A 21,486-nucleotide genomic window follows, 5' to 3' on the forward strand; every position below is an offset into this window, starting at 1 on the left:
TTTGAAAAATTTGCGTCGTCAAAAGTCGGTAACCGTTCCGTTTACGACGTGCAGCTGCTTCCAGTTTGCAGAATCGAAAATATCATCGCGGACTGTGTACCAATCGTTGTCGGGAATGATAAATTGCGTATTGTTTCTGTTGCGCGTGCTTTCCGCGCGCGGATGGCAAATTTTTACGTATGAGTTTTTGAGGGGGGGGGGTATGATAAACGGCGTCCCGGTAAACGGATTCTTTGCATCGGCGATGATGTCTTTTGATGCGAGCGCTCCGATATCTGCGTTTGTCATAAATGTCATATCTTCCTGCAGCGTCGTATTGTCTGAAAGCGTGCGTGCATTAAAATCTTTAAACAAAAGACAGGCAACGATGCTTTCTTTTTTGTATGGCGGAACGCCGTTCGTATTGTCGAATATCCCCGTTTCGATGTCGGCGCCGTGATCGGAAACGATTATGATGCGCGTGTTGTCATAAATGTCGTTTTCTTTAAGCCAGTCGAAAAAGCGCGCATAACAGCGAAAAACACCGGCCTGCGCGTGATATTGTTCGCTGTGTGCCCACTTTGTCGTACCGTAATCGGTTACCGTATTTACCGGAACGTAATCGGGGGCCTGCAAAAACATAGGTTCGTGCGTCGCTTCATTGTCGATTGCGATGTATGAGTCCGACTCGCTCGTCACGTCACATAAGAGCGGAAGCAAATCGAGTTCGGAATAATTATCGATGAACTGTGTCGTATGGCGCACATTTTCATTTTCGGAATTCCACCATACATTGTGGTATACCAGCCGCCGCAAAAACGGCGGAAAAGTTTTGAAAATACCGAACATGATAAAATTGTGTTTGATGCGATCGCTTATATACGGCAGTTTGGTAAAGTTGTTTCTCTTATACCAAAAATCGGAATAGCTGCCGTGAGCGTATACGTGACGTATCTCGGGATAATCTTTGTACATATCGCTTACGGGCTGTTCGAGATAATTTTCATACGGCATATCGGCTATCGTTGCGGAAAAACCGTTTTGCGAAAACAGTACGGGCAGCGACAAAAGCGCTTCATTGTGTTTTTGCTGCAGCGTTTTTTCCGTACGGCGGTTTATCTCATACGGTGTGTAATCGTATCCGCCGAAGATGCCCGGAGTACCGAGCATGGTATACTGTGCAAACGAAACGGCATTTTTATAGAATATAAACCCGTCGAATTTTTTTGCAAGTTCCGGCGCTTCTTCAAAAACGTCTTGAACCATAGGCATAAACGCTCTGTCCTGCATAAACACGAGTACGTTTTTTCCTGTCTTTGAAAGATGAAATATCGGCTCGATCGATTCTTTTACGACAGGCTTTGTCATTTTTTTATACTGACCGGAAATAGATGCGCCGTTTTTTATAGCGATCCCTGCAAGGCCTATGAGCACAATGTACGAATAAGGAATGAATGCGGTGCTTTTCTTTTTGAATAAAAGCATTGCGAGCGCAAAGATAACAAAGGCACACGCGATATTGAGTGCAATCGAAAGCGGCGGAACGGAAAACGATTGCGGTTCCATAAACGTAAGCGTTTGATCGATCGGTCCGTAGGCACCCGAAAAAGCAAACGTATTGACGACGGCGTACGTTGCTGAAAACAGTGCGCAAAATGAAATCAACTTTTTGATTCGTAAAGAAAACAGTCCGTAAAAACATGCCGGCCAAAAAAGATAAAAACCGAATGCTTTACAAAACGTTATAAACAAAAAGATAAACGGAGAACTGTATGAGTCGACAAAACAAAAATTGTCAGGTTCGGATTCCATCAACATCGACGGAACGGTAAAGCCGGTCAAAAGCACGAGTATTCCCGCTGAAAGAAGGAATGACGCGGCGAGAAAAGTGCCGGATATGTTTTTTATATAAGTATCGGTAAATGCGCGCAAAAGGCGCACGATGAGCGGCGATAGGATAACAGTAACAGCGGTGACGGTGAGCATAGCGCGCATTTCCGGTTTTATATGAGTAAAAAAAATCGCAACGGCAAGAAGAAATACGGCACAGAGTGCGGATACGGCATACAGTACACGAACGGGATGTTTGAACTTGTAAAAGATATTTTTTACGAGCGAAAGCAGATTATTCATCGTCCAGTAAAGAACGAGACCTGCAGGCGAATTATACAGAAGCACAAGAAAGATCGCCGCCATAGCGAAAATTTGAATTTTTTCTTTTATGCCGTGACCTTTTGCGTATACGGCGCCGGCGACGCAATTTATGACGGTCATCGCTATCGGAAGGACATTTACAGGAAAACGGCCGACGGAAAAAAGCGCATCGGCTGTTCCCATATCTTTAATAAAGAAAAAAGAAACGCCTTGAAGCTCCTGCAAATTGGAAAGATAGGAATATGCTGCGATAAAAAACGGAATTTGGATGAGCAGACCGAACGACGAGCGGAGCGCCATAATCGGGTGGTAGAGGTGCTGTCGGTAGAATGTTGCAAGCATCATGTACTGCTCGTCGCCGCGAAAGGTTTGTTTTATGCGTTTGACACCCGGAGCAAGCAGCGTTTGTATGTTTCGTTCTTTTTCCTGCCAGCTTTCAGCGATGACATACAGCGGAAGGCAGCAAAGCGTTACAATAAAGCTTAATCCGATAACCGAAAAACCTTCGCTATAGGTAAATTCATAAAAAAGTATGTAAAAAATTTCGAGCAGCTGTTTAAGCGGCGAAATTATTATGTAATACAAAAACATAGACAAAAGTATATTATTTTTCGCAGGCAGCGACAAGTGCGGTACAATTATATGTAATTATAAAAAATAGATTACAACACCTAAGAAGATAATGCTCATTGCGATCAGTTTTCGTTTGCTCAAGTGTTCTTTAAAAAAAAGTTTGCCGAGTAAAATGACAAATATATAGCTTGACGCTTCGACGATGGGAATATACGAGACGGGTACCTTTTTCAGTGCGATTAAATCGATACAAACGGCGATAAAATAAATCGTATATGCGGAAATGACGGGAACGTTAAAATATTCGGCAAATACGGAAGCGTATTTTTTTCCGGCGGCTTTTTTTAAAATAATTTGAGAACACGCCGAAATGAAAACCGATAGAAAAAGCAAAGCTATATAAAAGATCATGTCATGCATCGTTTTTCTCCGTACACAAAAATACGATGCCGCACAGTATCATAACGGCGCCGATGATCATCGTGCAGGAAATCTTTTCTTTAAAGATCAAGGAGCCGAAGACGATTCCCCAAATGATCGTCGCCGTTTTATTTGCCGTCGCAATCGACAGGGAGATCACTTTCAATACTTGCTGCCAGATAATCGCATAGATACATAAAATAAAAAATATAAGGCAATATAACAAAATAAATTTCGTTGAAAGAAAAGTTTCCCGCGCGGCGAATTTTCCGATAACGGCATAGAGGCTGTATATGAGGAAGGCAAAGTGCATCAATAAGATGTAAATTATATTATTCTTTTGATGCTGCATGGGTATTTCCCGATTGTATTTCTTTTATAGTAAATTTCGGAGTAGCATTTACGGTCAAATATATCCGGCCGACGTATGTTCCGATTATACCCAACGAAACAAGTATCATTCCCCCAATAATAAGTAAAAGGATGACAAGCGTTGTCCAGCCGGCAACATCGGCTTTACCGCGCAGATATACGACCGCATAATAGACAGCTAAAATCAGTCCGACAAATGCGGAAACAAATCCCAAGCAAGATGCTATGTTGAGCGGGACGGTAGAGAATCCGAATAGCATACGGAAAAACACTTGTATGGACTTTATTAAATTGTAATTGCTTTTTCCTGTCGTACGCTTGTGATGTTTAATCGATATCTGTGTAATATTTCTCGTTATTTGAAAGATAAGGCCGTCGATGTACGGAAATAGATTGTTAAATTTTATTATTTCTTTTACGACTGATGAATGAATTATTTTAAAAGGTGAAAGATAGATATCTTTCGGTTTTTGAATCGTAATTTCGCTTATTTTTCCGTTAAGCCAGCTGCCGATGTTTTTCCAAAGTTTTTGTTCTTTTACAGAGAAGTTTGCATAGCAGACGTCATAGCCCTTTTTCGCTTCATTATATAATTTTAAAATATCATACGGCGAATGCTGCAGATCATCATCCATGACAATGATCCATTTGCCGCTTGCATAATTGAGACCTGCTAGAATGGCACTGTCCTGTCCTGCGTTTTTTCTTAAATTGATACCGATCATTCTGGGGTTTGTTTTTATTATTTTTTTTATCTCATCCCAGCTGCTATCGCGACTGCAGTCGTTGACCATAATCTGCTCGTAGTCGATTCCTTTTAAAGCGTCTGCAATTTGTGAGGTGAGTTCTGCAATACAATCTTTGCTGTTATAAACGGGAATAACAATACTGATTTCTTTTTGGAACGTTTTTTCTGCCATAATACGATACCTTTATCGGTCACTAACGTATTGCCGTATCGCTGTAATAACCGCGTCCTGTTCTTCAGGACGGATACCGTAATATAAGGGTAAGCGGATAAGCCGTTCGCTGTATTGTGTCGTATAGATGTCTTTCCCGTCAAAACGGCCGTAAATTATCCCTGCAGGAGCACTGTGCAACGGAATATAATGAAAAACGGATTGAATTTCTTTTTTCCTAAGATATGCTATGAGGTTATTTCGCATTGCAGGATCTTTTGCGATAAGGTAAAAGATATGCGCATTATGTTTACATTCAGAGGGCACTAAGGGCAAGCGGAGTACCGACTCTACGGCGTCACTTGTAAACGCATTAAAATAGGTATTCCATACGTTCATGCGATAATTTTGTATTATATCTGCACTTTCTAGCTGGCCCCATAAATAAGCGGCATTTAAATCACTCGGTAAATAAGAAGATCCGTATGTGCGCCATGTGTATTTATCTACTTCACCGCGGATAAATCTACTCCTATCCGTCCCTTTTTCACGGATCATTTCCGCTTCTTCCGAATCTTTATCGTGATTAATGATGAGCGCACCGCCTTCGCCCATACTAAGGTTTTTTGTTTCGTGAAACGATAGACAGCCGAAATCACCGATCGTGCCTGCAAGTCGGTTTTTATATGTGGAAAATATTGCCTGTGCCGCATCTTCAATAACAAAAATGTTGTGTCGGCGCGCTATATCCATAATAGTATCCATTTCGCAGACGACACCGGCGTAATGTACGACTACGATAGCTTTTGTCTTTGGCGTAATTGCTTTTTCGATTTTATTTTCATCGATATTCAACGTGTCGGGGCGGATATCAACGAAAACAAGCTTCGCTCCGCGTTGTACAAATGCATCGGCTGTCGAACAGAATGTGTAAGAGGGAAGGATAACTTCATCGCCGTTTTTAACATGACAAAGCAGAGCCGCCATTTCAAGCGCGGAAGTACAGGATGTTGTGAGTAATATTTTTCTGTTAAATTTTTTTTGAAGGTATTCGGTACATCGTTTAGTAAACGGGCCGTCGCCGCAAAGTTTACGATTATGTATAGCTTCCTGAATATATTTTATTTCAGTTCCAATAACCGGAGGAACATTAAACGGAATCATGTCGGTTATCATAATATTTGCATATTATTGATGTCAATAGCCGGAATTTTTTCATCTATGTATCCTTCTATGAACGGATGCGAGCAGCAATTTTGCCGTGTCGTTTCGCAGGGCAATTTCCACTGCGGCATATATTGTCGAGCCTGCTAAAACGCCGGCTGCGATTTGAAGCGTCGCGCTTGGAATTATCCTAATTAAAAAACAGACGGAAACGTACATAGCGATTGTTCCGATGAAGCTGTGTAGAATTTGTTTTCCCAGATATGAAAGAAATTTTTTCAAGTGAGACAGCGAACAAAACAGCTGAATGACGGTGATCGAAAATTCAACGATCAGCGTTGAAAGCCCTGCGCCGAAAACGCCCCAGAGCGAAATAAAGATATAATTCAAGACGATATTGAGAACGCTGCCGAAAATCTGCGAATACAAAATAAAACGTTCATCGCGGTTCGGTGTTAGGATTATATTATCCAAAAAAGACGCAAACGAAACGGCGATGATTATCGGCGCCATACAATATAAAACCGGAAGTGCCGGTAAATACTGTTCGCCGCTGAATACTGTTATAAGCGGTTTTCCGATGACGATAAGACCGGCGGTCGCCGGGAACGAAAAAAACGACACGACGCCCATCGCTTTTTTTACCATGTCGTCGTATTTTTGTATTTGATGCCATTCTATATAGTAGGAGCTGCGCGGAAGCAGCGTGCCGGTAATCGCGGTGATCATCTGTACAACCAGTCTGCGTATTTTACTTGCAGCGGTATAATAGCCGACGGCGCTGTCATCCATCATAAAGCCGAGCATAACGGTATCCATAGCCGAATGGATTTTTACCGCGCAAACCATACCGAAAAAAATCGATATGGATTTGATATGTTTTTTTATTTCAAGCGTCGTTTTTTCAAAAATATTGATGAATTTTCTTGCATATACTATATTGCAGACATTCATGCCGGCGTTTGAAATAATGCCCATAATCGCGTACGCGACATAATCGTTTTTGCTGCGCACGAATATAAATAAAAAGGCTAAGCTCACTATTTGGAAAAAAGCGGAACGGAGCGTTATATACCGGTATTCTTCTTCAACGGCATACAGCCATTCCAAGCCCATAGTGATAAACAGTATTTTGGAAGAACAGACGATAAGCAAAATTCGATAGTCGTGAAATTTCGGGATACACAAAAGGCTCACTGCGAATAAGATATAGGCGATGATCGTTGAAACGCCGTTTATGAGAAGAATTTCCCGCGAGAATTTATTCAGTTTGAAAGGATCGTCCCGTATCTTTGCCGCTTCTCGTGCAGCGTAGGACGTGATACCGAGTCCCGCGAGCATGACGAGATAATCGATGACGGAGTTCGCAAAATTTATTTTACCGATTCCATCCGGCATCAAAATACGGGATGCGTACGGAAATGAAATAATCGGAAATGCGAGATTCATAAACGAACGTATGAAATTATAAAACGCATTCTTTTTCAGCGATTTTTGCGGCATAGTGTTTTATGATAACAGATTTTGCGTGAGCCGACAAGTTTCACGATTGAAATTTCAGCGGTAAAAATCAGTCGTGGTTATAGCGCGACAAAAAATCGTAGAATATTGCACGATTTCGTTTTGCTTCATCAGGACACAGAGAAAAATCATCTTTAAGCGATACGTTATCGTCGGTATGCGTTATTTCGGTTCCGGTTGCCATATCGATCAGAGCCCCGCTGAAAAATGCAAATACTTTTCGTATCGTATCGTCGAGATAGAAGTAAGGAGAAGAACTTGTTAAAAATATCTTTGTGCTGATGTTCAGCAGATAGGCAAGATTTATTACGGAAGAGTAATGACCGAGTATTCCTTGACAGTATTTTAATAATGTCGGCGTGTGTCCTTGAAAACATCGGTAATTTCCCCAAAAACCGTCGGGATACTTGATGCGAGGATGTTCGGCGATGACGATTTGTGTTTTATATTTTTTTTGTATATAGTCGAATGTTTTCAGTATCTCTTTTTTATATAATTCGGTATCGTCGGCTTTAAATCGTGTATCGGGATGAATCGTCAGTGCTTGATCGATAAAAACGAAATACGGTTCGCCTATGAGACTCGGTACGTGCGAATTTTTTATTACTAAAAATTCATCGTATGAAATGGAATGTACCGGAACGACAGTTTCCAGCAAACAGTTTTTTTGAGTTTCTTTGATAAAATTATTGCCTCCTGCAAGGGCGTATGTAAAATAGGCTTTCGGACGACAAAGTTTTCTGTGAATTTTTGTTAAAAACCGTAAAAAAAGGATTTTTTTCTTTATTTTTAAAATATTGAAAAACCATTTGCCGTTTCGTTTTAATCGTAAATCTTGAACGGTCGGCATTTGCCAGTGGTTAAAAATTGCCGTAGTGAATCCCATTGCATGAAGAAAAGCGCTGAACTCGATTACTCGTATGTCTTGATAGGATTGAAATACGAATATGTCCGTATTTCGAGACGCTATATGCAGTTTTCGGAAATCGGATTTATTTTTTACGAATATGTATTTTGTTGTATCGATGGCGGATATGTCGTATTTTTCATAATCGATGGGATTCAATGCGTTTTCCAATTTCGCCATAAATGAAAAATCGGTTATATCGATAAAAGCAAAATTTTTAAACTGTTCATAAAAATATCCGGGTTCGCCTTCCAACGTATTCGACCAATCCGAGCGAGATAATTTTTTATGCAGTACCCAATAAACCATACCGAGGCCATCGTAATATAATCATAATAATATTTCAATATACGATGTTTTTTTATTCTTTGCGGGTAATGTACAAAGCCGAGATCGGGTGATATACTGTTTTGGCGGAAAATGAAAGCGATATCTATCGAAGCATTAAGACAGATACAGTTGCGGCTTCTCAAATGTATAAACACTATTTGTGTTGAGAATAATTTACACTATTCTCTGTGCGGCGGAACGCTTATCGGTGCGATTCGTCATAAGGGATATATACCGTGGGATGATGATATCGACGTTATGTTTCCGCGCGGCGATTATGAACAATTTATTAAAATTGCCGGAAGGCGTTTACCGAATAATCTTGCGGTATATACATGTTTTAATAAACAGGATTACTATTATCCGTTTGCCAAGCTCGTAGATACGACGACGATTCTGGAAGAACCTTGTGACAGGCTTTTTGAGGGGTTGGGGGTATACGTCGATCTCTTTCCCTGTGACGGGCTTCCGAATGTTGAAAAAAAACGTAACGCCTATTGGAGTGTAATTCGTATTTGGAAGCGGCTCAATACGATGGTGTATCAGAAAACGGCAAAAGGTGAATCATTACCGAAGCGATTGCTTCGCAAATCGGTTTTCTTTTTGTATCGATTCAAATCAAAATCTTCGCTTGCAAAAAAAATCAACAGATTAGCGATGCAAAACTCGTTTGCAACATCGGAATATGTCGCTTGTTCCGTAGCGGGTTACGGCATGAAAGAACAGATCCGAAAAACCGTTTTTGATTCGTACATCGATGTTCCGTTTGAAGGCGAAATATTTAAATCATTTTCCGGATACGATGAGTATCTCCATAGCCTTTACGGCGACTATATGCAATTTCCGCCTGAAGATAAACGAGTTTTTCGTCATCAATTTAAAGCGTGGTATAAATAAAATTATAGTGAGGATGGAATGAGTGTAGTAGCTCTCATCATAGCCGGCGGGTACGGACAGCGGATGGGACAAAATATTCCAAAGCAGTTTATCGTCGTGAACGGAAGACCGGTAATTATATATACGCTTGAAGTGTTTCAAAATCATAACGATGTCGATGCGATTGCGGTAGTCTGCATTAAAGGGTGGGAACAGACTCTCAAATCCTATGCAAAGCAATTTAATATTACGAAATTGCATCATATTGTATCCGGAGGCAACTGCGGACAGGAATCGATAAAGAACGGCATTTTTGAACTTGAGCGCCGTTATGCTAAAGATGCCGTTGTTTTAATTCACGACGCTATTCGTCCGTTGGTTTCAAGTGAGATAATTTCAGACTGTATAGCAAAGACAAAAGAATACGGGTGTGCTGTTGCCGTTATTCCCTGTGCCGAAGCAATGCTTGTAACGGAAGACGGATTGGTTTCGGACGCAAGTTATCCGAGAGATAAATTAAAACGGACACAGACGCCGCAAGGTTTTTATTTGGAAACTATCTGTGCCGTACATAGACTCGCGCAAAAAAAAGGAATTACCGACAGTATTGCATCGTGTACTTTGATGATTGAAATGGGAAAAAAAATATTTTTTTCAAAGGGATCTGAAAAAAATATAAAACTGACGACATTGGAAGATATCGATATCTTTAAAGCGTTGTTAAATGAACAGAGCGCTGCACGGTTAAAAGACACATGAACTATACTGCATCATATTTGAACGATATCGATACGGCGATTTCTGCAATAAATTGCAAAGAAAAATTGTTTAATCGAAACATATTGATCACCGGCGGTTCCGGTATGATCTGTTCGCCGGTGATAGATATATTATTTGCATTGAATAAAAAATACGACGCCCATATAACGATTCGTATTGCAGGAAGAAACCGAGAGCGTATAGTAAAGAGATTTGCACCATTTAAATGCGGTACCGATTTCGAATTCATTCGATTTGATGCGACGATGGATGTTTCTCTTGATACCGCTACGGATTATATCATTTACGGTGCAAGCAATGCCGATCCGGTTTCACTTAATAGATATCCCGTGGAAACGGTTTTAACAAATATTATCGGATTGCATTCGCTTTTGAAATACTCGTTTGAAAAAAAAATAAAACGTTTGCTGTATATTTCTTCCGGCGAAATTTACGGGATAAAAAATAACGGCGAGCCGTATCGAGAAGACGATTACGGTTATATCGATGTTTTAAATACGCGTGCATGTTATCCGTGCTCAAAGCGTGCCGCTGAAAATTTATGTATTTCATATACAAAAGAATATGCCGTTGATACGGTCATTGTACGACCCGGACATATTTACGGTCCGACTATCACTGAAACCGACAGCCGCGCTTCGGCGCAGTTTACTCGGAATGCGCTTGCAAAAAAAGATATCGTAATGAAAAGCGGAGGAGCGCAGTTGCGTTCGTATTGCTATGTAATGGATTGTGCATCGGCTCTATTGACGGTTTTATTGGCGGGGAAAACGGGAAACGCATATAATATCGCAAATCCGAATTCAACGGTTACCGTTCGGCGTCTCGCGCAGGAATTCGCCGATGCGTCGGGAACAAAAATCATCTTTCAAAATGCGACGGATGCGGAGAAAAAAAGCTATAATCTTATGGAAAATTCGTCCCTCGATTCGACAAAATTGGAAGCGCTTGGCTGGAAACCGCGCTTTAGTCTAAAAGATGGCGTATCCCGAACGCTTGAAATACTTCAGGCGAACGGTAATTAAAAATTGTATTTCGCTCTCAGCGAAAATTCAAAGCCGTATACGTAGTTTTTCCGTATATAGTTCCGATTGGAAATATACGTATACCCGATGGTACCGGTGAGACACAGCGATTTGAAAAAGAAAAACGACGTTTCGGCACCCCACGTGAGATAGGCTTCGTAATTTGCCCAATAATCTTTTTTTATTGTGCTGTCACCGGGTTTGGCACTCTTATATACGGCTTTATTGAGAATGTAATTTATATCGGGGCAGTAGCGGTGAAAAAACACCATCGTGCTTCCGCGCGGATAGTATACCCGGTATCCTAAAAATTGACTGTTCCCGAAGTACCCGGATCCTGCGCCGAGCGACTGTCCGCGGTTCGTATACCCGTGCTTCATCTGGTGATGTGCATAATAGCCCATGTATTCCCATTGCAGTTGAAAATCCTGCGACATTTCGAAATTGTTCCATTCGAACAAAAGCTCGCTGTGCAGATTTACGCCCGCGAGTTTGTTCGGAAACAGTTTATAGAGCGGCAATGGAATATATTGATGAAGCCCGACGGTATAGACAGCCGTGTGGAAGGGATTTCTTGTTTCACTTGTTGTATAATCGTCAATGCCGAGTTCACCGTAGACTGTAAAACCGATTTGCGGAAAACGCCATGCAGCATTAAATGCGATCTTTTGATCTTCTCCGTCACCGCTTACGTCGTTTGCGTGTGATGTCGTAAACAGTCTGCCGATATATTTGAGATTTTTCCAATTCCATTTTGTCAAAAAAATTCTGTTGAGTCCGACCGTAAGACCCGGTATAAACGACGGCGCATAGCTCAATGAAATACCGTTTATCATCGTATGATCGTTCGAAGCATCTTTATCGAAATAATCCGATTCGGTCAGCATCCCGGTCCACATACGCGCTTCGATATCGCCGACATACCATTTGAGCCACGGCAGCCGTATGCTCGTGCGGCGCACACCGAAATCGATTTTCGGATAGCTTGCGGCATTGTTGCTGCCGAGCATGGGATTGAGGATGGCGGGGCCGAGCCACGGCGACTGCGTCCCGAAGCCTACGGTTAGGGTTTTCCACGTATAGCGGATTTCCGTATCTCCCCAATCGAACGTAAAAAAAGGCTTGTTTCCGAATCGCTGCGGTGCATCTATGCCGGCATAGCTTCCGTCGGATAATTTATATCCCCAAAAATAGCCGTATTCACTGGCATTCGGATCGGTAACTTCACGATTTTTGAGTTCAAACGCCGCATTTTGCGAAAAAGAAAGCTGCGGCTTTAGCGTGAGTTCGACACCGTACGCTTGCAATCGCGCACCGCCGGTCAGTGACGTATTATAGCCGCGCCCTTGCCACAGAGCGCCGTCGTTTTGCCCGTAAGGAGCGGCCGTATTGAAACTCTGGTACCATTCGGGACCGTAGATTTTCCATGAAAGGTTTTTATTCCCGCTGATAAAACGAGTTGTTCCGAGATTGTTGTTTTGCCAAATGTTTTCAGTGTTACAAAACGGATACGCATTCGCTTCGTCTTTATCCGCGGCATCGATAAAATTCCATACCGAATCGCTCAACGTGCGATACCCGAGCGAAGCGCGTTCTACGACGCCGGTGAGCGAGAGAAAATCGTAATAGTTTTCTTCGATCGATTTTAACGCTTCTTGTGCGGATATGCTGCCGTATGCAAGCGCAAACACGAGCGGCAGCGCCGAAAGTTTTTTTGAGATATTCATTGCTACGATAATAATCGATTGCATGGGGATCGTCAACGATGCGCTTGACATAAAAGTGCAAATCGGGTAGAGTAGTCAATATGCCGCTATAGCTCAGTTGGTAGAGCAATGGACTGAAAATCCATGTGTCGTTGGTCCGATTCCAACTGGTGGCATACGAACGGCAGCACAGCTGCCGTTTTTTATTTTTAAACTATATGAAAAACGATACATCGATCACAGCGGTATTTACGGGCGGCGGTACGGGCGGACACATCTATCCGGGACTTGCAGTCGCGGACGAACTGCGCAAAAAGGCTGCGGCGCGAGGAGCTGCCCTTACTATCTGCTGGATCGGATCTTCTTCCGGCATGGATAAAACTGTCGTCGAAAAAAACGTCGACGAAGCGGGGCGGAAAAGTGCGGACGCGTTTTACGGAATTCCTGCGGGAAAGCTTCGCCGCTATTTTTCTCTGAAAACCGTTTCCGATATGTTTAAAATCGTCGGAGGATTTTTTGCATCTCTTGCGATTTTAATAAAATTAAAACCCGCCGTCCTCTTTTCCAAAGGCGGTTTTGTGAGCGTCCCGCCGTGCGCGGCTGCAAAGCTGCTCGGCATTCCCGTGTATACGCACGAATGCGATTTTACGCCGGGACTTGCGACGAAAATCAACAGCATCGCGGCAAAGCGCATTCTCGTATCGTATAAAGAAACCGAAAGTTTTTTTAAGACGGCATACCGCAAAAAGATAATCGTAACGGGGAATCCCGTCCGGGAAGCTTTTTACCGCGCCTCTCCCGAACGCGGCCGCGCGTTTTTAAATAGCTCCGGCAATACAAAACCCGTTCTCCTCGTACTCGGCGGAAGCTTAGGCGCCGTACAGATAAACGAACTTGTCAGAGAAAATCTCGACCGCTTGTGTGCGTCATTTTTCGTCGTACATCAAACGGGAGTAAAAAACGCCGACACTGTCCGGCACGCGGACTACGCGCAGTATCCGTTTTTGTATTCCGAAATGAGCGACGTCATCGCTGCAAGCGATATCGTACTTTCTCGCGCGGGAGCGAATTCGATTTGGGAATGCGCCGTTTTAAAAAAGCCGCTCGTGCTCATCCCGCTTACGGGTTCCGGTACGAGAGGCGATCAGGAAGACAACGCGCGCTATTTTGAGGAGAGGGGAGCGGCGGTCGTGCTTTCGCGGGAAAAGGCGAATTCGGAAGAACTTTTGCGTGCTCTTGAAAAACTTTCATCGAGCGAAGAGCGGCGTCTCATGAGCGAAAACTGCGCCGCTCTTGTCGGATGCGGAAAGCCTAGTGAAAAGATTGCCGAAATCGTGTATACTGCGATGTTCGGAGGATCATGAGCGATGCCGTATTCCTATGCGCCGGTCGATATCGTTTTTTTATTGATTTTGCTTTTTTTTGTCATAACGGCGGCTTCCCGCGGTTTGATAAAAGAATTTTTCGGTAAAGCCGCCTTTGTCGCAGGCATCGTCGCTGCTGTTTTGTGTACGCCGCTTCTCGAACCCTTTGTCCGCGACGGCATCCGTAACGCGCTTTTGGCAAAAGTCGTTTCGTTTTTATTGATTTTCATCATCGCATTCCTCGTCGTAAAGATCGTTCAGGAAATCGTCAGCCGCATCTTTTCGGGAGAGATTTTGCAGGGACTCGACCGTGCGCTCGGATTCGTGTTCGGCATCGTCGAAGGGCTCGCAGTCATCTCCCTCATCATCGTCGCTTTCAAAGTGCAGCCGTGGTTCGACACGCGTCCGCTTTTCGAGTCGAGCATCTTTTACCGGCTGCTCGACGGCGTTATCAGAGTTTCGGAAACGAAGCTTCAGGAGCTGCCTGCCTGATGTTTGAAAACATTATCCGACAGGAAGCATCTTCGCTTCTTGAAAACGACATACGTTCATCGTCCCTTCCGGGCGCCCTTCTTTTTTACGGCCCCGCCTCTTCGGGAAAACTTTCGTGCGCGCTTGAGTGTGCCCGCGTTCTTTCATGCATGGGAGAAGAAAAAGGCGCGTGGCAGTGTACGTGTCCTTCGTGTCTCCGTCATAAAGCCCTCGTCCATCAAAATACGATACTCGCAGGTCCGCGCGACTGCACGCTTGAAATCGCTTCATGTCTTGCGGTCTTTCTTTCGGCGCACAAAAAGAGCGCGCCCTATGAACGAAGCGCCCGCTATCTTTTTTTGCGCAGTGTGAGAAAATTGACGATGCGATTTAATCCCGTCGTGCTGCAGGACGACGACAAGCTTTCGAAGATCGCGCCCCTCATCGCTTCCGTAGACGAATACATGGAGACGATCGATTTTCCGCACGAATTGCCGGATGCCGAAACGCTTCAAAAGACGTGCGGCGAAATACAAAAGCTGTGCCGAAAACTCGAATCCGATTTTTTGCCGGACGCGATTCCGATAAAACACATACGCGCCGTCTCCGCATGGGCGCATATAAAATCGTCCGCAGGAAAAAAAACGGTCGTTTTGGAAAACGCCGAGCGCATGAACGAAAGCGCGCGGAACGCGCTGTTGAAAATTCTCGAAGAGCCGCCGGAAGACGCGGTTTTTATTTTGACGACGGAAAAACGTTCGTCCGTCATGCCGACGATCCTTTCGCGCGTGAGACCGTATCGATTCCGCGATCGGACAAAGGCCGAACAGCTTGAAGTCGTGCGCCGTATTTTTCACGACGATGCGTGGAACGGAACTCTCGGCGAATATTTTGAAACTTTTCTTCCCGTCGCGCCCGAAAAAATCAGAGACTGCGCGGCGTCTTTTTTTAAGAGCGTTGCATCGAACGCGATTCCCGACTGCGCAAAGATATTAAAAGACTGCGCTTCATTCGAACCGCGCCTCATGTTCCGCATCTTCCTCGACGGCATCGCGCGTGCGCAGAGACCGCTTGCAAAAAGCGCTTCGGGCGCCGAAAGTTCTGCCGAATGTATGGCATCTCTCAGGGAGTGTTGGCTCTCCCTTTCCGTCTACAACGAGTCTCCACTTGCCGCATTGGAAAACCTCACTCGGACGTTTTTTAAAATCAATAAAACGCACGATTTCGTCTTTAAGGCCGCCTATGAGTGATTATTTCAGGCGCGTCAGCGAAAAAATCGCAAAGCTTCCTTCCGAGCAGGTAAAAGAATTCCTAAAAGACGTATGCAGCGAAAACGAAATTTTCGATTCGGTTTTGGAGTCTCTTTCGACGGGGCTCGTCATCGTCGATAAAGATTGGAAATTGATTTTGACGAATAAAGCAGCCGAACGCTATGTACCCTTTTCGATCCGCCCCGACGATCCGAAAGCGGAAAGCATTCCGCTCCCGCGCCTCGTCGACAACGCCGAAATCGCCGATTTTTTAAATGACTGCAGAGAACACAACCGATCGAACGTTTCCGACGAATTTACGACCGAGACGGCAGGCGGCAGCGTGCGCTTTATAACGCTTACGGTTTTGCCTCTTGTTAAAAAGAGAGAAGTATCCGGCTCCATCGTTACCGTGCGCGATATCACCGAAAAACGCAATCATGAGATATTGCTTCGCCGCATGGAAAATCTTGCGGGCTTGACGAACCTCGCGGCGGGCATGGCGCACGAAATCAAAAATCCGCTCGGCGCCATCGGCATTCACGTGCAGCTCGTGCAAAAGGCTATAAAAAAAGCGCGGGAGGGGAGCGGTATGCTGCCCGATAAAAAATTCCTCGAAGCGCATCTCGATACCGTAAACGAAGAGATCGACAACCTCAACAAAAAAGTGATGGATTTTCTCATGGCGGTGCGCCCCGTCAACGCGAAGCTCGAACTCATCGATATCGGAAAACTTATTAAAGAAGATGTCGCCTTTATAACGCCCGAATTTCACGACAGCTGCATTACGGTGAGTGTCCGCGTAAGCGAGCGGACAGTGCGTCTTCTCATCGATGAAAAACTTTTTAAAGACGTGTTTATCAATATGGCGCAAAACGCGCTCGCGGCGATACAGGAAAAATATTCCGACTGCACGGCGGCAAGATCGGGCGCTCGGTGTCCGGGGCTTTTTGCGGTCGAAACGTTTTTAAAAGACGACGCTTATATCATAACGATTTCGGACAACGGAATCGGCATGAGCGAAGAAACCGCTTCTCACATCTTCGAACCGTATTTTACGACGAAAGCGAAGGGGACGGGGCTCGGCATGACGATCGCGTATAAAATTATTAAGGAATTTTCAGGCGATATTCAAGTGTCGTCCGTCGCGGGCGAAGGTACCGTTTTTACGATAACGCTTCCCGTGCCGCAGACGGACAGAAAATTGCTCGGCGAACATAAAACGCAGCGGATCGAAGACGATTCGGCAAAGATTGCGGACAAGATGGCGAAAAAATGAAATTCACAATCCTTATCATCGACGATGAAAAAAATATCCGCGAAGGGCTCGGCGCTGCCTTCGAAATGGAAGGCTATGAAGTGCGCCTTGCGGCAAACGGAAAAGAAGGGCTCGACTGTATCGCAAAGGGCGACATCGATTTGGTCATCACCGATCTCCGCATGGACGGTATTTCAGGCGAAGAAGTGCTCCGCCGCGTGACGACGGAAACGCCCGGCATACCGGTCATCGTGCTTACGGGACACGGAAGTATCGATGCGGCCGTCGATGCGATGAGAAACGGCGCTTACGATTTTTTGACAAAGCCGCTCAACCTCGATCGGCTTTCGATGCTCGTCAAGCGCGCGCTCGAACGGAGAGAGCTTTCGCTGCAGCACACGCAGCTGAAAGCCGAAGTTTCAAGCGCTCATACGCTCGACAATATGATCGGCAAAAGCGGCGAAATGCAAAAAGTGTTTACGCTTATCAAAAAAGTCGCTCCGACGAAAGCGTCCGTTTTGATAACCGGCGAAAGCGGCGTGGGAAAAGAACTCGTCGCAGACGCGATCCACAATCTCTCTCCGAGAAGCGCTCACGAAATGATAAAAGTGCACTGCGCGGCTTTGAGCGAAACGCTGCTCGAAAGCGAACTGTTCGGTCACGAAAAAGGCGCGTACACCGGAGCCGAAAAAATGCAAAAGGGGCGTTTCGAACTCGCGCACGAAAGCACGATTTTTCTCGATGAAATCGGCGAAGTCAACGCGAGCGTGCAGGTAAAGCTTTTGCGCGTGCTGCAGGATCATAAAATCATCCGTGTCGGCGGAGAAAAAACGATCGACATCGACGTGCGCGTCATCGCTGCGACGAACCGCGATATGGAAAAAGAAGTAAAAGAGGGAAGATTCCGCGAAGATTTGTATTACCGGCTCAACGTCGTGCATATAGCCGTGCCTCCGCTTCGCGAACGACGTGACGATATTCCGCTTTTATTGAATGCGTTTTTAAAAGAATACGCAAAGGAAAACGGCAAAGACGTTACGGGCATCGATAACCGTGCGCGTGCCCTCCTGTACAAGTACGATTGGCCTGGCAATATCCGAGAGCTCCGCAACTGTATCGAAAGCGCTGTCGTTATGTGCGGCGGAAACGAAATTACTCCGGAAGATTTACCGCCGACGGTGAGCGCATCGAAAGACACGCCTTCGATTACGATACCGGTCGGCACGACGCTCGACGATGCGGAAAAAGCGATCATCTGCGAAAATCTTGCGGCGAACAAGGGAAACAAAAGCAAAACGGCCGACATTCTCGGCATAGGCCGGAAAACGCTGCATCGAAAACTGCAGGAATACGGCATAGGGGACGGCGAAGCGTCGACCTGAATCGAAAAGATAAAAACTTTTTTGTACGTATAAATATTATTTTATCACGGATCGCCGTTTCAATCAATAAAATATCCGTCATTTACAGAGAACGTTTTTTATGATACAGTACAGCCGTATTTATGAAATTCGTCTGCGTCTTTTTATTGCTTTTTTGCATACTTTCTGTACCGTGCCGCACGGAAGAGGGTAAAGCGGACATCGAAACCGAAAACAGTGTCGTCTTTTCAAAGCCCGGGCTGCGCGGCTTTTTTATCGCATCGACGGAAATACTCGGCGTAAACTTCGCCGTAAACGCATTCGACAGCATCGTACTCAATGCGGATTTTGCGAAGACGAATCCGTCGTTTATGTGGAAGCATCTTTCAAGCGGCGAGTGGGAGTTCGATCAAAGCTCTTTTGCCGTCAATCAATTTGCGCACCCCTATGCCGGCTCTCTCTATTTCAACGCGGGAAGAGCAAACGGTTTTAATTTTTATCAAAGTTTTTTGTTTTCGGCCGGCGGCTCTCTCTTTTGGGAACTGTTTATGGAAACGAGCCTGCCTTCGATCAACGATATGATCGTAACGCCCTTTGCGGGAGCGCTTTACGGAGAGATGCTGCATCGCCTGTTTTTGTCGACGAAGGGACGGCTCAAGCCGCTTACGTGGTTTATAAGCCCTCAGGATGCGTTCAACCGTTTTGTAACGGGAACGAAAGCTCCCGAAGTGTCCGGCGGAGTGGAATCGCTCGAACTCTTTTTCGGTGTCGATCTTTTTTCGAATTTTATTAAATTTTCCGATACCTACGATAATGCGGGCGGCATCGATGTCCCCGTTTTTGCAAGCGGCATAAAGGCCGTCTACGGTGATCCTTACGCTCACAAAACCGAAGCTCCCCTCGATCAGTTTACGCTCGATCTTTCGATTGCGGGATTTATCGACTCATACTGTTTGAGAGTTTTTGCGAACGGGCTTTTGTATTCGATTCCGATATTGGCCGAAGGACGCTCGAAGTCGACTTTCGGCGTCGAAGCGGTCTACAATGTCATTTTCGCATCCGATACACACTACGCGACGGCCGCAGGCGGCGCGGGAATCAAACAGCTCATAGCGTCTGTCGATGAAAAGTGGAGTTTCAAGTGGGAAGCCTTTGCCGGATGGGATATCATTAATGCGACTGAAAATAATTATTATATGAAACAAATAACAAATTATAAAAAAGATTCGAAGCGGACTTACGATTATTATACCGGCGCGTATGCCAGACTCGGAATAACGATCGAAAACAGGCGATTCGGTACATTCCAAGCATCGGCAAACGGCGATTTTTTATTTAAATTGCCGGACGGAAAAAGCGGATACGGAGGGGCGCTCTTTGTGCAGTATGCCGACATACGCTACGAACATGCGCTTTGGAAAAATTTTTCAATCGGAGGTGCGGATTTTATATATCACAAATGGAATCTCTACGGAGATGTTCCGCACGTCGAATTTATTTCAAACAACGTACGGCTGTACGGAAAGGCGGCTCTATGAAAAAAACGATACGGCTTGCGGCTTGTGTACTTTTATTGTGCGTTTGTGCGGCTCTTTGCGCGCAAGAAAATGCGGGCGATGTCGTTGAAGCTCAAACGATCGATTTTACCGAAAAGGCTGAGAGCGCTTTCGGTAAAGATGGTACGGGCGACAGCGCTAAAAAGGCTGAAAGCGATTTCGGAAAGGCGGAATTTACCGAAGCCGATTTTCGGCACGGTGCGATCGCCGCAGGCGAAGTCTTTTCATTCAATATCTTCGTGACGACGTTTAATCGAATTGTCACGCGATCGGAATTCGCGGATATTTCACTTGCTACGATGGGGCACAATATCACGCATCCGTGGGTGTGGGATCAGGACGAATTCGAAATAAATCAAATCGGCCATCCGTATCAGGGATCGATTTATTTTGCGGCAGGCAGAGCGAACGGTTTTAATTTTTGGCAATCGTTTGCGTTTGCGGCCTTCGGCTCGCTCATGTGGGAATATACGATGGAAAACGAGCCGCCTTCCTTTAACGACTTTATCCATACTCCGATCGGCGGAAGCTTTTTGGGCGAAATGTTCCATCGCATCTACCTTTCGCTCGACGATAAGTATCCCTATCTTTCATGGATCGCAAGCCCGCAAGCCGCTTTCAACCGGCTTCTCACCGGAGAAAAAGCGCCGAGAGAGGAAGGCGGGATCGAAGCGTTTTCACTGCGCCTTTCAATCGATCACATCGACAGCGCGTTCGGTTTTTCCGATAAAGCTTATAAAGACGACGGCTACCGCAATGCAGTTTCCGGCGGAATCGGTTTCGACATCTTATACGGAAACCCATACGTGCGCGACGTAAAAAAGCCGTTCGAACGGTTTACGCTTTCGACCGATGCGAGTTTTGACGGAAATTATTACGACATAAAAATATTTGCAGACGGCTTTTTGCGCTCGTGGGTTTTTGAAGCGAACGATGCCGCTGCGACGACGCTCGCCCTCGATCTTTCGTACGATTTTATCATGGCGACGGATTTGAATTATCAAAACAATTCGTTCGGTTTTTCGGTTCGTCAAAGACACGCTTTGCCGCACAAGTGGACGATCGAGTGGAAAAGCGGCATGGGAGCTACATACTTGGGTGCGTCCGATTATTATTTTAATCTCAAAGCGAACAAGCGAAAATCGAAATACGACGGAAGCGAACAGCGCCTCTACGATTTGGGAATCGGCGGAAACGCAAAGGCGGGATTTAAAGCGGCGAACCCTTGGGCGGGAACTTTTTTTCTCGACGGAGCGTTCAGTGCGTTTTATACGATACCCGGTTCCGCTCCTCCCGAAGGTTCTTCGGGCTGCAATCTCATCTGGTACGGAAACGCAGCTTACGAACACTGCGTGTATAAAAATTATTATGCGGGACTGTCGTTTTTTTTGTATCAAAAATTCGGCTTTTATAACAAGGGTTCCGACGTCTTTCAAACGACAAGCGATTGGAAACTGTACGTAAAGCGTTATTTTTAAATCCTGCATACGCATGTGCAGAAAAGATACGCCCGCACTTTA

The 21,486-nt window shown here is 45.0% G+C and carries 18 protein-coding genes and 1 tRNA gene; 11 read left to right on the plus strand and 8 right to left on the minus strand.

The window, feature by feature from the left end:
• Positions 1 to 18 precede the first annotated feature (18 nt).
• The 7 genes from HMPREF0860_RS07850 to HMPREF0860_RS07880 form a co-directional block, all read right to left on the minus strand.
• Positions 19 to 2,724 (minus strand): YidC/Oxa1 family membrane protein insertase, encoded by a 2,706-nt coding sequence (locus HMPREF0860_RS07850; protein WP_156005610.1) that lies wholly within the window; start codon positions 2,722 to 2,724, stop codon positions 19 to 21.
• Positions 2,725 to 2,781: 57 nt separating this feature from the next.
• Positions 2,782 to 3,126: an EamA family transporter gene (locus HMPREF0860_RS07855; RefSeq protein ID WP_038081557.1), complete on the minus strand. Its 345-nt coding sequence runs from the start codon at positions 3,124 to 3,126 to the stop codon at positions 2,782 to 2,784.
• Positions 3,119 to 3,439, minus strand: coding sequence for an EamA family transporter (locus tag HMPREF0860_RS07860; protein ID WP_231364423.1), 321 nt, complete (start codon positions 3,437 to 3,439; stop codon positions 3,119 to 3,121). Before HMPREF0860_RS07860 ends, HMPREF0860_RS07855 begins: the two co-directional genes overlap by 8 nt.
• Positions 3,440 to 3,458: 19 nt before the next feature.
• Entirely contained in the window at positions 3,459 to 4,418 is a 960-nt protein-coding gene (locus HMPREF0860_RS07865) for a glycosyltransferase family 2 protein (RefSeq protein ID WP_021331040.1), read from the minus strand.
• 12 nt (positions 4,419 to 4,430) lie between these two features.
• Positions 4,431 to 5,573: a dTDP-4-amino-4,6-dideoxygalactose transaminase gene (gene rffA / locus HMPREF0860_RS07870; protein WP_021331041.1), complete on the minus strand. Its 1,143-nt coding sequence runs from the start codon at positions 5,571 to 5,573 to the stop codon at positions 4,431 to 4,433.
• 39 nt (positions 5,574 to 5,612) lie between these two features.
• Positions 5,613 to 7,064 (minus strand): flippase, encoded by a 1,452-nt coding sequence (locus HMPREF0860_RS07875; protein WP_021331047.1) that lies wholly within the window; start codon positions 7,062 to 7,064, stop codon positions 5,613 to 5,615.
• A 67-nt stretch (positions 7,065 to 7,131) separates the two neighbouring features.
• Complete coding sequence (locus tag HMPREF0860_RS07880; RefSeq protein WP_021331045.1) at positions 7,132 to 8,298, minus strand: hypothetical protein; 1,167 nt, start codon at positions 8,296 to 8,298, stop codon at positions 7,132 to 7,134.
• Positions 8,299 to 8,409: 111 nt separating this feature from the next.
• Between HMPREF0860_RS07880 and HMPREF0860_RS07885 the strand changes: the two genes are divergently transcribed.
• The 3 genes from HMPREF0860_RS07885 to HMPREF0860_RS07895 are packed head-to-tail and all read left to right on the plus strand — an operon-like array spanning position 8,410 to position 11,000.
• On the plus strand, positions 8,410 to 9,216 hold the full coding sequence (locus HMPREF0860_RS07885) for a LicD family protein (protein WP_021331042.1): 807 nt from the start codon (positions 8,410 to 8,412) through the stop codon (positions 9,214 to 9,216).
• An 18-nt stretch (positions 9,217 to 9,234) separates the two neighbouring features.
• Positions 9,235 to 9,954: an IspD/TarI family cytidylyltransferase gene (locus tag HMPREF0860_RS07890; RefSeq protein WP_021495656.1), complete on the plus strand. Its 720-nt coding sequence runs from the start codon at positions 9,235 to 9,237 to the stop codon at positions 9,952 to 9,954.
• Positions 9,951 to 11,000 (plus strand): NAD-dependent epimerase/dehydratase family protein, encoded by a 1,050-nt coding sequence (locus tag HMPREF0860_RS07895; RefSeq protein WP_021330867.1) that lies wholly within the window; start codon positions 9,951 to 9,953, stop codon positions 10,998 to 11,000. Before HMPREF0860_RS07890 ends, HMPREF0860_RS07895 begins: the two co-directional genes overlap by 4 nt.
• On the opposite strand, the gene HMPREF0860_RS07900 is transcribed toward HMPREF0860_RS07895, so the two are convergent.
• Positions 10,997 to 12,727 carry a capsule assembly Wzi family protein gene (locus HMPREF0860_RS07900; RefSeq protein WP_038081443.1) on the minus strand — a complete coding sequence of 577 codons (1,731 nt, stop codon included), beginning with the start codon at positions 12,725 to 12,727 and terminating at the stop codon, positions 10,997 to 10,999. The two genes, HMPREF0860_RS07895 and HMPREF0860_RS07900, sit on opposite strands and share 4 nt — an antisense overlap.
• Before the next feature lie 82 nt (positions 12,728 to 12,809).
• Between HMPREF0860_RS07900 and HMPREF0860_RS07905 the strand changes: the two genes are divergently transcribed.
• From HMPREF0860_RS07905 to HMPREF0860_RS13300, 8 genes are all read left to right on the plus strand, one after another.
• Positions 12,810 to 12,882, plus strand: a tRNA-Phe gene (locus tag HMPREF0860_RS07905).
• Positions 12,883 to 12,924: 42 nt separating this feature from the next.
• Entirely contained in the window at positions 12,925 to 14,070 is a 1,146-nt protein-coding gene (gene murG, locus HMPREF0860_RS07910; protein WP_021330865.1) for an undecaprenyldiphospho-muramoylpentapeptide beta-N-acetylglucosaminyltransferase, read from the plus strand.
• Between the two features lie 3 nt (positions 14,071 to 14,073).
• A complete protein-coding gene (locus tag HMPREF0860_RS07915; protein ID WP_021330863.1) occupies positions 14,074 to 14,562 on the plus strand; it encodes a CvpA family protein in 489 nt (162 codons plus the stop codon).
• A complete protein-coding gene (locus HMPREF0860_RS07920; protein ID WP_021330854.1) occupies positions 14,562 to 15,791 on the plus strand; it encodes a DNA polymerase III, delta subunit in 1,230 nt (409 codons plus the stop codon). The genes HMPREF0860_RS07915 and HMPREF0860_RS07920 overlap by 1 nt, the downstream gene beginning before the upstream one ends.
• Entirely contained in the window at positions 15,784 to 17,070 is a 1,287-nt protein-coding gene (locus HMPREF0860_RS07925; protein ID WP_021330864.1) for a two-component system sensor histidine kinase NtrB, read from the plus strand. Before HMPREF0860_RS07920 ends, HMPREF0860_RS07925 begins: the two co-directional genes overlap by 8 nt.
• On the plus strand, positions 17,067 to 18,431 hold the full coding sequence (locus HMPREF0860_RS07930) for a sigma-54-dependent transcriptional regulator (protein ID WP_021330853.1): 1,365 nt from the start codon (positions 17,067 to 17,069) through the stop codon (positions 18,429 to 18,431). Before HMPREF0860_RS07925 ends, HMPREF0860_RS07930 begins: the two co-directional genes overlap by 4 nt.
• A gap of 122 nt (positions 18,432 to 18,553) precedes the next feature.
• A complete protein-coding gene (locus HMPREF0860_RS13295; RefSeq protein WP_021330887.1) occupies positions 18,554 to 19,948 on the plus strand; it encodes a DUF3943 domain-containing protein in 1,395 nt (464 codons plus the stop codon).
• The gene (locus HMPREF0860_RS13300) at positions 19,945 to 21,444 is read left to right on the plus strand and encodes a DUF3943 domain-containing protein (RefSeq protein WP_021330884.1); all 1,500 of its coding nucleotides are present in this window, start codon (positions 19,945 to 19,947) and stop codon (positions 21,442 to 21,444) included. The genes HMPREF0860_RS13295 and HMPREF0860_RS13300 overlap by 4 nt, the downstream gene beginning before the upstream one ends.
• Positions 21,445 to 21,486: the final 42 nt, after the last annotated feature.

The organism is Treponema socranskii subsp. socranskii VPI DR56BR1116 = ATCC 35536 (assembly GCF_000468115.1).
In the GTDB taxonomy this organism is placed as follows: Bacteria; Spirochaetota; Spirochaetia; order Treponematales; family Treponemataceae; genus Treponema_D; species Treponema_D socranskii.

Coding starts and splice junctions, on each gene's coding strand:
- HMPREF0860_RS07850 (WP_156005610.1), bottom strand. CDS start 2,724: ATGTTTTTGTATTACATAATAATTTCGCCGCTTAAACAGCTGCTCGAA.
- HMPREF0860_RS13295 (WP_021330887.1), top strand. CDS start 18,554: ATGAAATTCGTCTGCGTCTTTTTATTGCTTTTTTGCATACTTTCTGTA.
- HMPREF0860_RS07900 (WP_038081443.1), bottom strand. CDS start 12,727: ATGAATATCTCAAAAAAACTTTCGGCGCTGCCGCTCGTGTTTGCGCTT.
- HMPREF0860_RS07880 (WP_021331045.1), bottom strand. CDS start 8,298: ATGGTTTATTGGGTACTGCATAAAAAATTATCTCGCTCGGATTGGTCG.
- HMPREF0860_RS07925 (WP_021330864.1), top strand. CDS start 15,784: ATGAGTGATTATTTCAGGCGCGTCAGCGAAAAAATCGCAAAGCTTCCT.
- HMPREF0860_RS07860 (WP_231364423.1), bottom strand. CDS start 3,439: ATGCACTTTGCCTTCCTCATATACAGCCTCTATGCCGTTATCGGAAAA.
- HMPREF0860_RS07930 (WP_021330853.1), top strand. CDS start 17,067: ATGAAATTCACAATCCTTATCATCGACGATGAAAAAAATATCCGCGAA.
- HMPREF0860_RS07895 (WP_021330867.1), top strand. CDS start 9,951: ATGAACTATACTGCATCATATTTGAACGATATCGATACGGCGATTTCT.
- murG (WP_021330865.1), top strand. CDS start 12,925: ATGAAAAACGATACATCGATCACAGCGGTATTTACGGGCGGCGGTACG.
- HMPREF0860_RS07865 (WP_021331040.1), bottom strand. CDS start 4,418: ATGGCAGAAAAAACGTTCCAAAAAGAAATCAGTATTGTTATTCCCGTT.
- HMPREF0860_RS13300 (WP_021330884.1), top strand. CDS start 19,945: ATGAAAAAAACGATACGGCTTGCGGCTTGTGTACTTTTATTGTGCGTT.
- HMPREF0860_RS07890 (WP_021495656.1), top strand. CDS start 9,235: ATGAGTGTAGTAGCTCTCATCATAGCCGGCGGGTACGGACAGCGGATG.
- HMPREF0860_RS07915 (WP_021330863.1), top strand. CDS start 14,074: ATGCCGTATTCCTATGCGCCGGTCGATATCGTTTTTTTATTGATTTTG.
- HMPREF0860_RS07920 (WP_021330854.1), top strand. CDS start 14,562: ATGTTTGAAAACATTATCCGACAGGAAGCATCTTCGCTTCTTGAAAAC.
- HMPREF0860_RS07855 (WP_038081557.1), bottom strand. CDS start 3,126: ATGCATGACATGATCTTTTATATAGCTTTGCTTTTTCTATCGGTTTTC.
- HMPREF0860_RS07885 (WP_021331042.1), top strand. CDS start 8,410: ATGAAAGCGATATCTATCGAAGCATTAAGACAGATACAGTTGCGGCTT.
- HMPREF0860_RS07875 (WP_021331047.1), bottom strand. CDS start 7,064: ATGCCGCAAAAATCGCTGAAAAAGAATGCGTTTTATAATTTCATACGT.
- rffA (WP_021331041.1), bottom strand. CDS start 5,573: ATGATAACCGACATGATTCCGTTTAATGTTCCTCCGGTTATTGGAACT.